The sequence below is a fragment of the Pseudomonas sp. KBS0707 genome, from assembly GCF_005937945.2.
GTDB classification, from domain to species: domain Bacteria; phylum Pseudomonadota; class Gammaproteobacteria; order Pseudomonadales; family Pseudomonadaceae; genus Aquipseudomonas; species Aquipseudomonas amygdali.
Genome location: NZ_CP041754.1, coordinates 4,028,860 through 4,042,974, shown reverse-complemented (window position 1 = coordinate 4,042,974; position 14,115 = coordinate 4,028,860). Strand labels below are relative to the sequence as shown.

The 14,115-nt window shown below is 61.5% G+C and carries 11 protein-coding genes; 4 read left to right on the top strand and 7 right to left on the bottom strand.

The genetic code is table 11. From position 1 onward, the window contains the following. Window positions 1-24: 24 nt before the first annotated feature. From araD1 to FFH21_RS19020, 4 genes are all read left to right on the top strand, one after another. Entirely contained in the window at window positions 25-1,017 is a 993-nt protein-coding gene (araD1, locus tag FFH21_RS19035) for an AraD1 family protein (RefSeq protein ID WP_004665919.1), read from the top strand. Window positions 1,018-1,144: 127 nt separating this feature from the next. Beyond that, a complete protein-coding gene (locus FFH21_RS19030; protein WP_004665918.1) occupies window positions 1,145-1,429 on the top strand; it encodes a DUF5629 family protein in 285 nt (94 codons plus the stop codon). Between the two features lie 79 nt (window positions 1,430-1,508). Further along, a complete protein-coding gene (locus FFH21_RS19025) occupies window positions 1,509-2,681 on the top strand; it encodes a lactonase family protein (RefSeq protein ID WP_004667449.1) in 1,173 nt (390 codons plus the stop codon). 175 nt (window positions 2,682-2,856) lie between these two features. Beyond that, window positions 2,857-3,039: a hypothetical protein gene (locus tag FFH21_RS19020; protein WP_011169181.1), complete on the top strand. Its 183-nt coding sequence runs from the start codon at window positions 2,857-2,859 to the stop codon at window positions 3,037-3,039. A gap of 287 nt (window positions 3,040-3,326) precedes the next feature. Here the strand turns inward: FFH21_RS19020 and FFH21_RS19010 are convergent, their stop codons facing one another. The 7 genes from FFH21_RS19010 to FFH21_RS18980 are packed head-to-tail and all read right to left on the bottom strand — an operon-like array spanning window position 3,327 to window position 14,111. Continuing rightward, entirely contained in the window at window positions 3,327-6,971 is a 3,645-nt protein-coding gene (locus tag FFH21_RS19010) for an AAA family ATPase (protein ID WP_011169180.1), read from the bottom strand. Continuing rightward, on the bottom strand, window positions 6,968-8,212 hold the full coding sequence (locus tag FFH21_RS19005) for an exonuclease SbcCD subunit D C-terminal domain-containing protein (protein WP_004665914.1): 1,245 nt from the start codon (window positions 8,210-8,212) through the stop codon (window positions 6,968-6,970). The genes FFH21_RS19010 and FFH21_RS19005 overlap by 4 nt, the downstream gene beginning before the upstream one ends. Before the next feature lie 42 nt (window positions 8,213-8,254). Further along, the gene (locus FFH21_RS19000; RefSeq protein WP_004660773.1) at window positions 8,255-9,913 is read right to left on the bottom strand and encodes a BatD family protein; all 1,659 of its coding nucleotides are present in this window, start codon (window positions 9,911-9,913) and stop codon (window positions 8,255-8,257) included. Further along, complete coding sequence (locus FFH21_RS18995; protein ID WP_004665913.1) at window positions 9,910-11,628, bottom strand: VWA domain-containing protein; 1,719 nt, start codon at window positions 11,626-11,628, stop codon at window positions 9,910-9,912. Before FFH21_RS18995 ends, FFH21_RS19000 begins: the two co-directional genes overlap by 4 nt. Beyond that, window positions 11,625-12,683, bottom strand: a complete 1,059-nt coding sequence (locus FFH21_RS18990) for a VWA domain-containing protein (RefSeq protein ID WP_004660771.1) — start codon at window positions 12,681-12,683, stop codon at window positions 11,625-11,627. The genes FFH21_RS18995 and FFH21_RS18990 overlap by 4 nt, the downstream gene beginning before the upstream one ends. Next, window positions 12,676-13,170, bottom strand: a complete 495-nt coding sequence (locus FFH21_RS18985) for a DUF4381 domain-containing protein (RefSeq protein WP_004660770.1) — start codon at window positions 13,168-13,170, stop codon at window positions 12,676-12,678. Before FFH21_RS18985 ends, FFH21_RS18990 begins: the two co-directional genes overlap by 8 nt. Then, window positions 13,167-14,111 carry a DUF58 domain-containing protein gene (locus FFH21_RS18980; protein WP_011169179.1) on the bottom strand — a complete coding sequence of 315 codons (945 nt, stop codon included), beginning with the start codon at window positions 14,109-14,111 and terminating at the stop codon, window positions 13,167-13,169. Before FFH21_RS18980 ends, FFH21_RS18985 begins: the two co-directional genes overlap by 4 nt. Between the last annotated feature and the right edge of the window lie 4 nt (window positions 14,112-14,115).

Sequence of the window (14,115 nt, the reverse complement as noted above, 5' to 3'; positions counted from 1 at the left end):
CCCATTATCTGGAAGGAGAATTTCATGCGGTTAGTACAGTTTGAATTGAGCGACGGTCAGCGCCGGGTCGGTCTGGTCGACGGTGATCAGGTACGTGAGGTCCAGGGTGTCGAAAGTGTTCGCGAGCTGGCGCTGGCGGCAATCGAGGCGGGTTCGGCTCTGGCGCACCAGGTCGAGCAGCGTGGCGTTGGCGAGACGCACGACTATTCGCAGTTGCTTGAGGAGTTGCGGATCCTGCCGCCGCTCGACCATCCTGATCCGGCGCACCTGCTGGTCAGCGGCACCGGGCTGACCCATCTGGGCAGTGCGTCGGCACGCGACAAGATGCACCAGCAGTCCGGAGACGAAGCTTCGATGACCGACACCATGCGTATTTTCAAATGGGGCGTCGAAGGCGGCAAGCCGGCTGCGGGGCAGGCCGGTGTTCAGCCAGAGTGGTTCTACAAGGGTGATGGCAGCATTGTCGTGCGCCCCGGACATTCGTTTTCGCTGCCGCCCTTTGCCGAAGATGGCGGGGAAGAGCCCGAGCTGAGCGGCCTGTATGTGATCGGTCATGACCGCAAGCCTTATCGTCTGGGCTTCGCCATTGGTAATGAATACTCCGACCATGTCATGGAACGTCGCAACTACCTGTATCTGGCGCATTCGAAACTGCGCGCCTGTTCGTTCGGGCCGGAGTTGCGCGTGGGCGACTTGCCGCAAAGCCTGTCGGGCACCAGTCGGGTCTGGCGCGACGGCAAGGTGCTGTGGGAAAAAGAGTTCCTCAGTGGCGAAGCGAACATGTGCCACAGCCTGGAAAACCTTGAATACCACCACTTCAAGTACGCACAGTTCCTCAGGCCCGGTGACGTGCATGTGCATTTCTTCGGCACCGCGACCCTGTCGTTTGCCGATGGCGTGCGCACCCAGCCGGGCGATCGTTTCGAGATCAGTCAGGCCGAGTTCGGCCAGCCGCTGGTCAACGGTTTGGCACCGAGCGAGCCGGTGTTTCAGCCGGGCGGGATCGGCAAGCTGTAAGCGCAGTTCCTGTTTGATTGCTCACCGTGCCAGCGCTCGGCGCTGGTACGGCTCTACTTGCGCTCCGACTGTATCTACGCCTGCCTTTTGCCCTATCATTCGCGCTTTTGCTGGCCGGATGAATTTCATGACTACCACACCCACCACACTGCTTGCCGCCCTTGAAGCCACTACCATGCTGGAAATCGACGGTCTGCACGCTTGGGATTTCTCTCTGGGCGATGAACTGAACGTCGAATGCATGGACGGCCGCGAGCGCAAGGTATGGCGCTTCAGCAAAGCCCAAGTCGACGCCGCGACCTTTGATGAATCCCTGCAAAGCTGGGTGATCAATGACGGCAATGCCGATCACCGGATCATCTGCCTGGATGCCTTTACACCCTCCGATGAAGATGATTCCGCGCAGGATTGAGTAAATGCGGGCTGGCGCTGTCATAGACCCGACAGTGCCGTAACAGGCATCAATAATTTCGACAAAAAGGGATGCCCCCATGCCCCATAAATTTCTGCCGTGGCTGGCGATTGCCAGTGCCATGAGCGCGTTTACCCTGCAGGCCCAAGCCATGCCCGATACTGAATTGCTGATAGGTTCCTACACACAAGGCAAGAGTGAAGGGATCTATCGTTTTGCCTTCAACAGCGAAACCGGGATGATCGATGCCAAGCCGCTGCAAGTGGTCAAAACCGAAAACCCCTCGTGGCTGACAGTGTCCAGAGACCAGCGTTATCTGTTCGCGGTCAATGAAAACGGCCCAGGGCAAAAAGATGTGGTCGGTAAGGTCAGCAGCTTTGCAATCGACCCGAAAACCCGTCAGATCACGCCGATCAATCAGGTTCAAAGCCGCGGTGAAGAACCGACGCACTCCAGCCTGAGTTATGACGGCCGCTACCTGTTCGTTGCCAACTACGCAGTAAACCCTGAACCGGGCGGCGCGCTGACCGTGGTGCCAGTGGGCAAGGACGGTACGTTGAGCGAGGCCGTTCAGGTCTTGCCGCTGGGGCCCGGAAGCAAGGTCAACAGTGAGCGGCAGATGTCGTCACATGTGCACCTGGCCGTGCCGACCCCGGATGACAAGTACGTAGTGAGCGCTGACTTGGGCGCTGACAAGCTGTTTGTGTATCGCTACGACGCGAGCCAGGCCAAGCCACTGCAGCCAGCCAAGGAGCCGACCGTGCAATTGCCGGATGGCTCCGGACCACGTCACACCCTGTTCAGTGCTGATGGCAAGCATGCCTGGCTGGTGCTGGAAATGACGGCGCAGGTCGCGGTGTTTGACTACCATGACGGCGTCTTCAAGCAGACCCAACTGGTCGACATGAAGAACAAGGGCGTGGAAGAGAAAAACGGTGGTGGCGCCTTGCACACTTCACCGGATGGCAAGTTTCTGTACGTGACCAATCGGGGTGACGCGAATCAGGTCGTGGTATTCCGTATCGATCAGGCCAGCGGCAAGCTGGAAGAAATTCAGCGCCGTTCCCTGGAAGGCAAGGAGCCACGCGAGTTCGCCTTTGACCCGACTGGCAAGTACATGCTGTTCGCCAATCAGAAGAGCAACCAGATCATGACCGTGCGCCGTGATCCGCAGAGCGGGAAGATCGGTGAAACTGTGCAGAAATTTGATGCAGATTCACCTTCTTATCTGCGTTTTCTGACTGACAAGTAAGCCTTTCCAGCTCCAGCCCTCTAGATACAAGGGCTGGAGCCGTTATCATTCTTGATGATATGGGTTAGTGCTACAAAAGATTTCTGCTGAACCACCCTCGGGCGTAAGTTTGAGTCACGGCCAAGACGGCTAACACTTCAAGCAAACGCTAACCGGATAACGAGGGGTGACCGACATGAATTTCAATCTTTTCTCCATCATTGCTGCATCGGCTGTTTCCGCAAGCGTTGCGCTTCCAGCCAGTGCCAGTGTCGATGTAACTGACAAAAAAGCCCACGCTGCTCAGACCTACACCTCGAAATATCTGCAACAGAGCGCTAATTTCTACGCAGCGCTGGATCACAAATCCGCTCAATGATTCATCAGCCGTCACGCTTTCGCGAGCATGTTCGCCAACACAGGTCCCTGCGACTTACTGCCCACTGCGCGGCAGACCATGCACGGAATGTCAGGCGAGCCTGTTCGCGAAAGCATTGACGGCGATGGCGTATTCAAGACCGGACGCAGAGCGTCCAAAACGGCATGCGACGCGGAGCGCCGCACGATAGTTGAAAGCGTCCAGAGCTACGGCACGATAGTTGAGATTATCGTTCCGCACGCTCCAGCGTGGGAATGCCGTTCGTGACGCTCCGCGTCACAGGTCTTTCAGTTACCCACCTCGATTGTGCTCAACCCATTCCCCTGACGACGCACTTTGATCTGCACCGGAATCCGCTCATGCATTTCCTGTACGTGGGAGATCACGCCGACCTTGCGACCCTGTGCCTGCAAGCCGTCCAGTGCGTCCATCGCCAGTTGCAGCGATTCCGGGTCGAGGCTGCCGAAGCCCTCGTCGATGAACAGCGATTCGATACGCAGCGTGCTGGAGGCCATCGACGCCAGTCCCAGCGCCAACGCCAGCGAAACCAGGAAGGTTTCGCCACCCGACAGCGAGTGGACCGAACGTAGTTCGTCGCCCATTTCGGTGTCCATGACCAGCAGGCCGAGCATGCTGCCGCCGCGTTTCAGGCGGTAGCGGCGCACCAGTTGCCGGAGCTGCGCATTGGCGTGATGGACCAGCAGGTCAAGGTTGTAGGCTTGGGCGATCTTGCGGAATTTGTCGCCTTCGGCCGAGCCGATCAGCGATGCCAGGCGTGCCCAGCGCAGGTATTCGTCATTGGCATCGTTGATGCGCGCCTGCAACTCGCTGTTGGCGTTGCGACGGCGCTGATCTTCGCTGAGTTCGGCACGCAGGTCGGCGCATTGCTGCTCGCCGAGCGCGGACTGTTCATGGGCCTGTTGCAGCGCTGCCGCCAGTTGCGTGCTGTCGCTAAGGTCGCTGTGTTGCGCCTGATGCTGTTGCAGGCGCTGATCGCGCTCCTGCAGCAATACTTTTGCCTGCTCCAGCGCTTTGTCGGTAGCGTTCAGTTGCAGACGCAGTTGCTCGACATGCGCGTCATCGTAAGTCAGCAGCGTGTCGAGCGCGGTATCGTCCAGCTCGGGATGCTGGCCGCGCCATTCGCTGATCTGCACATCAAGTTCAGCCAGTTCCTGCTGCAAGGATTGCTGTTGTTGCTGGGCGGACTTGAGTTCGGCAGCCAGCTGGATCAACTGGCTTTGAATCTGCTGCAGAGCCTCGGCGGCCGAGCTTTCGGTTTGCCTGGCTTGCTCGATGGCGTTTTCCAGCGCCTGTTGCCAGTGCTCGGCAGTCGCATGCTCGCCCAGCAAGCCGGTCAGTGCCTGCTGGCTGGCCTGTTGCTGCTCGCCTAGCCGGGCGACTTCCTGCGCCAGTTCGGTCTGGCGGTGCAGGCGAGTCTGCTGCTCGATCTGTTGCTTTTCGATCTTCTGCTGGCGCTCGCTCTGCTCCTGTTGCTCTTCGTGTTGCTGTTCAAGTTGATCCAGACGCTGAGTCACCTGCTGCTCAAGCTGCATCACTGTCGCCGATGCATCGCTGCGCAGCCCTTCAAGCACGTGTGGCGAGACCAGCGGCGTGAATGCGCTCAGTTCTTCGTCCAGCCGCTGCCTGTCGACGTCCAGCTGCTTGAGCTGCTCGGCAACATGGCTCGCCGCAGTCTGACTGGCTTCTGTGGCTGCCTGAAGTTGCTTCTGCAAGCGGGCGGCGTCTTTATGCAGGGTCAGCAACGCTTCCTGGCGTTGCTCGTCACGGGTGATGACTTCGCTCAGGTTATTCAATTGCTGGCTCAACCAGCTGTCACGCTTGCCTGGGTCGTGGTCGAGCAATTGAGCCGCGAGGGGATGAGATTCCAAATCCGGTGCCAGGGCTTGATGACGCAGGGTGAGCTGCTCGTGTTGGCGAAGCAGCTCTTTCTGGCGGGCGATCACGCCGCCAACCTGCTCGCGCAATTGGTTGCGCTGTTCGGTCAGCTGGTCCACCGCCTTCTGCGCACTGGCCTGCTCGTTGTCGTCATGCTGCGTGAGGCTTTCCAGTAACGCTTCCGGCTGATGCCAAGGGTGTTCGATGCTGCCGCAGACCGGGCAGGGCTGGTCGTCCTGCAGCTGGACGCGTAATTCCTCGACGCTGGCGCTGCGGGCCAGGCGTTGACGTTCCAGCAGTTGCCGGGTAACGGTCAGGGTCTGTTCGGCGACGGTCAGTTCATCACGAACGCGAATGCCTTCGCTGTTGAGCTGTTCGCGTTGCTGCTGAGCGCTTTGCTGTTGCTGCGCCAGATCGGCCAGTTGCCGGTCTACGTCCTGCTGGCTAGTCCACAGACGAGCCAGGTCTTCGAACGCGCGTTGCTGCTTGCGATTATCCTGCAGCAGGCTGCCGAGAATCTGTACCTGTTCGGTGACCGCATCCACTTCGCAATCGGCTTCGCGGTACAGCAATTCCAGCGCGTTGCGTTGCTCGGTCAACTGTTGATCGGCCGTGCTGGCACGTTGCTGCAGTGCAGGCAGTTCACTCTGTCCGTGCTTGAGGCGGTTGGCGATCAGCGTGAGGGATTTCAGCCGGTCGCGCCAGGCGCTCCAGGCCTGAGCCAGGGGGGCCAGTTCGCTGCTGTGCTCCAGCTGCCCGGCAATACGTTCAAGGCGCTGCGAAACCAGTTGCTGCTGGTCGAGCAAAATGTGCAGGCTGGCCTGACCCTCAGTACAAAGCTGCCCGGTTTGCAGATGCAAGTCAGACACCTTGGCCAGTTCCTGAGCCAGGTGGTTAAGCGTGTTCTGTGTGTCAAAAGCCTGCTGCAACAGTGGCTTGGCGCTGCTGTGGTTTTGCTGGGCCTCCAGCAGACTGGCCTGCGCCTGGGTGCGGCGGGTCTCCAGTTGTCGCTGCTGATCTTGCAGCGAAGCCTGCTGTTGCTGATGCTGAAGAATCTGTTCCGCCAGCGGGTTGAGCTGGGCGTTCAACGTGACTCGACGCGCGAAACGGTGGCGTTGCGGGCCCAGGCGTTCCAGTTGGCCAAGGGTCTGACGTGCACCGCTCTGGTCGTCCCAGGCCTGTTGAGCACGGGTGATCGCCTCCTGGGCGGCAAGCTGTTCGTCGCGCAGGCGGTGTAGCTCGATCAGCCACTGCTGTTTGATTTCCAGTTGCCTTTGCTGTGCCTGGTGCGCCTTGAGCTGCTGCTGTGCGTCGTTGAGGCGTTGCTCCAGTTCGGCCAGCAGCTCCGGAGCCAGCGGGACGATGTTGCTGGCTTGGGCGGTAAGGGTTTTAAGCGCTTCCTCGGCCTCTTTGCTCTTGCTGTAGGCGCGCCTCCCGAGCTGGCTGTAGATGGCGGTATTGGTCAGCTTCTCCAGCAGTTCGCTGCGTTCCTTATCGTCGGCCTTGAGGAAGGCGCTGAACTCGCTCTGGGCAAGCATCACGGCACGGGTGAACTGCTCGAAGTTGAGCCCCAGACGGTGCTCGATCAGTTGCTCGAATTCACGCTTGCTCTGGTTGCTGAGCACCTGTTCGCTGTCCAGGTCGGTCAGGATCTGGCGACTGGCCTGCAGCTTTTTGGTCGCGTTGTCGCGTGCGCGGTTGGTTTCCCAGCGGGCGCGATAACGGCGCTGATCGATGCCGATAAAGTCCACTTCTGCGTAACCGCTGCCCGTGCCACGCCGCAGCAGGGTGCGCGGGTCGCTGGTGGTGATGTCGCCGTCGATGTCCGGGACCTTGGACTGCCCGATATTACTCAGCCGCGGAATCGCTCCGAACAGCGCCAGGCACAAGGCGTCGAGCAGGGTGCTTTTACCTGCGCCGGTCGGGCCGGTAATGGCGAACAGACCGGCGCTGGCCAGCGGCTCGGCAGTGAAATCGATTTCAAACGGCCCGGCCAGCGAGGCAAGGTTTTTCAGGCGAATGGCAAGGATTTTCATGTCTGTTCGCTCTCCTGCTGGACTTCACGCAGCAGCGTGGCGAAATCGGTCAGCGTCTGTTCGTCGACCTCGCTGCCGAAGTTGTCCTGCCAGGCACGGCTGAACAATTCCTGAGGCGTGAGCTGGTCCAGCTCGATCAGGGCGGCTTCACCCTCGTTGCCTTCGGCACTGCCTTTACCGGCGTATTCAGCACCGATGCGCACCAACCGCACGGCTTTGCCTTGCAGCGCGGTTTCGATCTGGTTGCGCAGGTCCGGTTGCGGTTCATCCAGGCGTACCCGCACTTCCAGCCACGGCTGGCGGTCCGGGTCGGCGAGCAGGTCGATGTCCGACAGTGCCTTGAGCTGTATCAGCAAATCGGCCAAGGGCGCAGGCCCCAGGCGTTGCAGGTTCACAGCACGGGGGATCAGGCACGGCTGGACGCTGGTCAGCGTTTCGCCGTCGCAGTTGATCTCGAGAATCTGGTGCTGGTAGCCGATTTCCGAGAATGACAGTGGAATCGGCGAACCGCTGTAGCGAATGCGCTCTTCGCCGTTGACTCGTTGCGGCTTGTGCAAATGGCCCAGCGCGACATAGGTGATGCTCGGTCCGAACAGACTGGCGGGCAGGGCTTCGGCGTTGCCGATGATCAGGCTGCGCTCGGAGTCTTCCGAGACCGAACCGCCCGCCATGTGCGCGTGGCTGATGGCGATCAGTGCCTGACCTGGCTGGCGCTTGAGGTTGGCTGCTTCGATCAGCAGCTCATGAACCCGACCAATACCGCGCAGGTAGTCGTCACCCAGCGTCGGGCCGGTGACTTCGGCAGGGCGCAGGAAGGGCAGCGCCAGGCACCAGGCTTTGACTTTGCCTTCTGCGTCCGGCAACGGCAGTAGCAGGCGTTCGGCATCCAGCACACCGTCGTCCAGCCACATCACCCTGCCCAGTGCGTGAGTACGCAAGCGGCGCATCAACGGTGCGGGGAGTTCGATACGCGAGCCGGAGTCATGGTTGCCTGCGATCATCACGATGGTCAGCAGCGGCTGCCGTTCATGGGCGTTGACGATGAAGTCGTACAGGCGTTCCTGCGCTTTGACCGGCGGGTTGACGGTGTCGAAGATGTCGCCCGCGATCAACAGTACATCAGGTTTTCGTTCGGCCAGACGGGCCAGCAGCCAGGTCAGAAAGCAGGCGTGTTCGAAATCCCGCTCCTGACCGTGCAGGTTCTGACCCAGATGCCAGTCAGAGGTGTGAAACAGACGCATTGGTTTACCTTGTCGTGTAGAGGTGTTGCCTGAGCTGCATCCTCACTTGGGATACAACGGTGGCAACCCGGCATCGCCTGCCGGGTCCTTGATATGTTCGGCGGCAGGCAGCTTGCGCACGGCGCGCCAGAGGTCTTCACCCAGCCACAGCTTGCCGGTTTCGCTATAAAGCGCGCCGTTCAGACCGTCCAGTGCATCGGACAGCGGCACGAAACGCGCGGCCATTTCGGCCAGGGTTTCCGGCTGCTGGCGTGCCCACGCGTCGAGTGCCTGACGGGTGCCTTGAGGGTCGTTGGCCAGGCAGGCGCGTTTGAGGTCATCCAGGACGGTACGCGGGCTGGGCCCGGTCTGCACGGCCCGGGCGATTGCCGGCTGCCCGCGGGCCCGCCACCACAGGGCGAAACCGTAAAAGGTGGTGCAGGCCAGCAATAGCGTGCTCAGTTGCCACGGCCAGACCGGCGGGCCGATCACCGTCACGCCGCTCATGTCGTTGTTCACCGGCGTGTCCACTGCCAGGCCGGGGTTGCTGCTGATCTGCAGGGTACGTGCGGCCAGGCTGGTGTGTTCCAGGTGATCTTCACGGGTATTCCACCAGGTCACTTCAACCGCAGGCAGGTCGATTGCCCCGGCGCGGGTTGGCACCAGTGCCTCGCGTTCTTCACGGGTACCGATCAGGCCGCGTTCGCTGGGCAGGTTGCGCAGCTGTGGCTGATCCGGATAACGCCGCAGGCCGGGCACTTCGGTGGGCGGCAAGGGTGGCAGTTGCGCACCGGCCAGGCCTTCGGCCTTGAGTATGAGGGTGCGGGTCAGTGAATCGCCGACCTGAGTGGTGCCGGGCTCCGGGCTCCAGTTTTCTTCAAGGCTGATACTGCGCGCCGGCAACCAGGCGACATCAGCCGGGTAGTCGGCGGGTTTGGGTTTGACGGTCAACGGCACTTCGGCGGACTTGACCCGTACCGATCGACCTGGTTGCGGGCCGAACGGGTTGGCCTCCTGGCCTTGCGAGCCTTCGGCAGACGTCTGCACCAGCGTAGCGCTGAACACTTGTGCCGGTATCTTCAGCACGCCGCTTTGCTGCGGATAGATCGCGTAGCGTGTTTCGATCACGCCATGACGCACACCATTGATCAGCTTTTCGTAGGTGCGCGAATCACCCAGTTTTTCGACCCGTGCGTCCAGTACTTGCAAAGTGCTCAGGCTGCTGTCGTCGAACAGCGACACCGAGTGGTAGACGCGCAGGGTCAGCACGGTCTGGGCCTGAACATAGACGCTGTCCTGATCAAGGCTCGCTTCGATGAAGATCGACGCCAGATGGCTGCCTGGGTCCTGGGGCTCGCTTTGCAGAACCTGTAGCGTCAGTGGCTGGCTTTTCAGCTCACCCAGTTGCAACGACGGGATCAACACGCTGCCGGTCTCGCGAGGCAGCAGGGTAACAATCCAGCGAGTGGTGGCCTGACTGCTGCCGTCCAGGGTTTTCAGGCTGTTGAGCTGACGCGTATCGCGCACCTCGAAGCTGCTCTCCAAAGCGCTCATGTCCGGCTTGCCAAACTGGGTGACATCGTCGGTTTCCAGCGTCAACTCGACAGTTTCCCCGGCGTTCAGGCGCGTGCGGTCGACGCTGGCGGTCAGTTGCGCAGCCTGCAATGACAAGCTGATCAGGCTCAGCAGCAGGCCGATCAATAAGGTGTACACGCGACTCATCGGGTCTTTTCCTGATGTTGCTGTTCGTAGCGAAATTTGCGCCGCAGCAGTTCGCCCGGATCATCCGGAATCTGCCTCAGCCACTGTTCCAGTTCCTGACGCCGCTCGCCGGTAATAGGGGTGTCTGCGGCCTGGAGCGGTGGGCGGGTAGTTTGCTCGTCGTCCGCCGATTCGCCTGAGGTGGCCTGACCGCTGACGTCTGGCGGCAGGCTCTCGCTGGCACCGGGCTGATCCGAGCGGGACGGGTTCTGATCGGCTGGCGATGCACTGCTGTTGGGGTCCTGTGACGCTTGCTGGCCTTCTTCGCCCTGATCGGCCTTGTTCTGTTCATCCTCGGCAGGCTTCTGGACATCGGCCTTGTCCAGCAGGCTTTGTACCAGCGCCCGGTTGGTTTGTGCAGCGGGAAACTCCGGCTGGCGGTCCAGGGCCTGTTCGTAGGCATCCAGTGCTGCCGCCAGTTCGCCGCTGCGCGCCAGGGCATTGCCGCGATTGTAATGGTCGGCGGCGCTGTTGCCTTCGGCAAACTGCTGGGCGGCGCTGACGTAGTCTTCCGCCTGGTAAAAGGCCACGCCCTTCCAGCGCGGGTCTTCGAAGCGTTGTGCGGCCTCGGCTGGCCGATGCTGTTCCAGTAGCCGCTGGCCCTGTTGATCGGGACGCAGCCACAGGTCCTGAAACTCGAACGCCTGGCTGTTTTGCGGAAACATGAACAGTAGCGGCAGACAGAACAGCCAGCCGCGCCGACCAGCCAGGGCTGCGATCAACAATAGGGGGAGCAGGAACCAGTGGCCCTGATCGGCCCAGGTATCGAGTTGCACGACCTGCCCGTCGCTGCTCATGTGCTGGGGGCTGGCCAGCAGGCCAAGGCTGCGCAAATCTTCTTCATCGCCTCGTGCCTGACGATAGCTGCCGCCGACCTGATCGGCGAATTCGTTGAGGCTGTTGCTGTCCAGGCGCGACACCAGAATGGCGCCCTGATCGTCCTTGAGTAGGCTGCCGTTTTCCTGCATGACCGGCGCGCCGTCAGCCGTGCCGATGCCAAGGATCAGCAACGGCGGCGATTGCCCGCGCAACGCCGTACGGATGCCCTGACGTTCCTGTTCGCTAAGTGAAGAGGTGATCAGCAGAATTCGCCCTTGGCCCAGTGCACCCTGTTTCAGCAGGTGCAGGGCTTTCTGGACCGCCAGATCGGCACGCTGGCCGGTCATGGGCATGATCGACGGCCTGATGGCTTCCAGCAGGTTATGGCTGGTGACCAGGTCATCGGACAGCGGCACCAGCGTGTGCGCGCTGCCCGCATAGACGACGATGGCGGTCTGCGCATCGCTGCGCTTTTGCAACAGGTCCAGCAGTTTGCGTTTCGCCTGTTCCAGGCGGGTGGGCGCAGTGTCGGTGGCGAGCATCTGCGGGGTGAGTTCAAGTATCACCACCAGCGGATCGACCGGTTTCTGGCTGATCTGTTCGACGCGTTGCCAACTGGGGCCCAGCAACGCGAAAAGCGCCAGCAGCCATGCCAGCCCGAGTGCGACCCACGGCAGTTTGCTGTTGCTGCCGCGCCCACCGTTGAGCAGGACGGCATGAAAGTGGGTCGGCAGAAGCATTTGCCAGCGTCCGGCGCGTTTCTGCCGATGCCAGAGTCGCCAGATCAACAGTGCCAGCAGCGGCAGGATCAGCAGCCACTCGGGGCGAAACCAGTGCGGCCACAGAGAGGCGATCATCGCGACCTCCAGAGGCTTTTGACGCGCTCACGCCAGTTGACGGAACGCACGACAGTCAGCAGGCGTTGCAGCGCATTGTTTGGCCACAGTTCACGCAGCACCAGCAGTACGCTCAACAGCAGGGCTGTCGCCAGCGGCCATTGATAAAGCGTCTGCGCCGGACGTGCCTGGGTGGGTTGCTGGGCAACCGGCTCCAGGCTGTCCAGGGTGGCGCGAATCTTTTCCAATTGGTCGCCGTCGCGAGCACGGAAATACTGGCCGCCACTGAGACTGGCGATTTCCTTGAGCGTCGGCTCGTCCAGATCAAGGCTCGGATTGAGGCCGAGGACGCTTTGTAGCGCGTCCTTGTCGGGGTCCGCGCCAATACCGATAGGGTAGATTTTTACGCCTTCTTCGGCAGCCAGCCGCGCGGCAGTGATCGGATCGATCTGACCGGCGTTATTGGCACCGTCGGTGACCAGCACCAGCACGCGGCTGGTGGCCGGGCGCAAGCGCAGGCGTTTCAGGCCCAGACCGATAGCATCGCCAAGCGCAGTGTTCTTGCCTGCAATACCGATTTTTGCCTCGTCAAGCCAGACCCTTACAGTGCGCCGGTCATAGGTGAGCGGTGCCTGGACAAAAGCCTGAGTGCCAAACAGGATCAAACCAACCCGGTCGCCCTTGCGGCCCTCGAGAAAGTCACCGAGCAACTGTTGCACCAGCACCAGTCGGCTGACTTCATCGCTTTTCCACTGCATGTCCGGGTAGTCCATGGAACCGGACACGTCGACCGCCACCAGCAGGTCGCGCCCGCTGGCAGCCACTGGCAGTGGCTCGCCCAGCCATTGCGGTCGCGCGGTGGCAATCAACAGCAACAGCCAGATCAGCAGAAAGGGCGCACGCTGTCTCCAGACCGGCAGATTGGCCTTGGCGCGGCGTCCACTCAGCTCTTCGAGTTCACTGAGAAAACTGACCTTTAGCGCCGGCTCGCCGCTGTCGGCCATGGGCAGCAGGGCGCGCATCAGCCACGGCAGCGGCAGCAGGGCAAAAACCCAGGGCCAGACGAACTCAAACATGTTTGCGGATCCAGGTATCAACCGCCTGGGTCAGCCCGGTGATGGCCTTGTCGTCCAGCTTGCACTCGGGTTTGTAGGCACCTTCGACCAGAATCATCCAGCGCGTCAGGCCTGCCGCCGGGCAGCGGTTGTCGAGGAACGCCAGCCATTTTCGGCCGTTCAGCGTGTGGCTCTGGCTGTGCGGATAATGGTTGCGGCACAGGCGTTTGAGCAGGCCGTTGATCTGCTGCAGCCAGGCACCTGCCGGGGCGCCATCGTAGGGCTTGGGCAAGCTGGCGAGTTCCGCCAGGGCGGCGAGGCGAACCGGGTCCAGCGGTTGTTCGCTGCGAACCTTGCGCGCCTTGACTGGCAGCAGTACACGCAAACGCCACAGGCCCCAGCCTGCTGCCGGGATCAGCAACAACAGCAGCCACCACCCTGGGGCAAGCGGCCAAAAGCCGACGGCCTCGGGAGCAATCAGCGGCTCGAGCTGATCAAGCGGATTCATTTGCGCTTCACCGGACGCTTTGCGTTGAGGTATTCGCGCAATTGTTCAACGAGTTCCGCCTGGGTGCTCAAGGGCATGAGCAATACCCGCAGTTTCTGCGCGAGCAATTCCCAGCGCGCAGAGCGGTCTTCGCCCTGCTGCCGGTAGGCGCGGCGCAGTTCGGGGTTGAGGGTATCGAGTTCCAGCTGCGCGCCGCGTTCGGCAAAGCGCAGCAGGCCCGCAGCGGGCAGCGCGCGGTCCAGTGGGTCGGACAATGGCAGCAACAGCAGGTCGCTGTGGCGTGACAGCAGGCTCAACTGTTGTTCGGCAGCATCGGAAAGGGCGCGTTCGTCGCACAACACGATGACCAGGCTGCCAGGGCGCAGCACTTCCCGGGCGCGACGCAGCGCAGTGCCGAAGGCATCGCGGTCTGCCGGGATCTCGGTGTGCAGTGACTGATTGACCCGCACCAGTCGGTTGAGCAACTGCAACAGGCTTTGTTTGCTGCGTCGGGGCTTGATCTCGTAGTGCTCGTTATCGCCGAACACCAGCCCGCCGACCCTGTCGTTGTGTTCCAGCGCTGCCCAGCCGATCAGCGCGGCAGCCTGGGCCGCGAGTACCGACTTGAACATCAGGCCGGAGCCGAAGAACAGTCGACGGCTTTGCTCCACCAGAATGAAAATCGGCCGCTCGCGTTCTTCGTGGAACAGCTTGGTGTGCGGCTCCTGAGTGCGTGCGGTCACGCGCCAGTCAATGCTGCGCACGTCGTCACCAGCCTGATAGACCCGCACCTGATCGAAATCCACGCCGCGCCCACGCAGTTTGGAGTGGTGCAGGCCGATCAACGGGCTGCGTTGGCTGGGCGTGGAGAACAGCTGCACTTCCCGCACCCGATGACGCATTTCGATCAGCTCGCTGAGGCTGACGCGGACGCCCGGCTGGGGAATCAGGTAGGGTTGCATGGGC

Coding starts and splice junctions, on each gene's coding strand:
- araD1 (WP_004665919.1), top strand. CDS start 25: ATGCGGTTAGTACAGTTTGAATTGAGCGACGGTCAGCGCCGGGTCGGT.
- FFH21_RS19030 (WP_004665918.1), top strand. CDS start 1,145: ATGACTACCACACCCACCACACTGCTTGCCGCCCTTGAAGCCACTACC.
- FFH21_RS19025 (WP_004667449.1), top strand. CDS start 1,509: ATGCCCCATAAATTTCTGCCGTGGCTGGCGATTGCCAGTGCCATGAGC.
- FFH21_RS19020 (WP_011169181.1), top strand. CDS start 2,857: ATGAATTTCAATCTTTTCTCCATCATTGCTGCATCGGCTGTTTCCGCA.
- FFH21_RS19010 (WP_011169180.1), bottom strand. CDS start 6,971: ATGAAAATCCTTGCCATTCGCCTGAAAAACCTTGCCTCGCTGGCCGGG.
- FFH21_RS19005 (WP_004665914.1), bottom strand. CDS start 8,212: ATGCGTCTGTTTCACACCTCTGACTGGCATCTGGGTCAGAACCTGCAC.
- FFH21_RS19000 (WP_004660773.1), bottom strand. CDS start 9,913: ATGAGTCGCGTGTACACCTTATTGATCGGCCTGCTGCTGAGCCTGATC.
- FFH21_RS18995 (WP_004665913.1), bottom strand. CDS start 11,628: ATGATCGCCTCTCTGTGGCCGCACTGGTTTCGCCCCGAGTGGCTGCTG.
- FFH21_RS18990 (WP_004660771.1), bottom strand. CDS start 12,683: ATGTTTGAGTTCGTCTGGCCCTGGGTTTTTGCCCTGCTGCCGCTGCCG.
- FFH21_RS18985 (WP_004660770.1), bottom strand. CDS start 13,170: ATGAATCCGCTTGATCAGCTCGAGCCGCTGATTGCTCCCGAGGCCGTC.
- FFH21_RS18980 (WP_011169179.1), bottom strand. CDS start 14,111: ATGCAACCCTACCTGATTCCCCAGCCGGGCGTCCGCGTCAGCCTCAGC.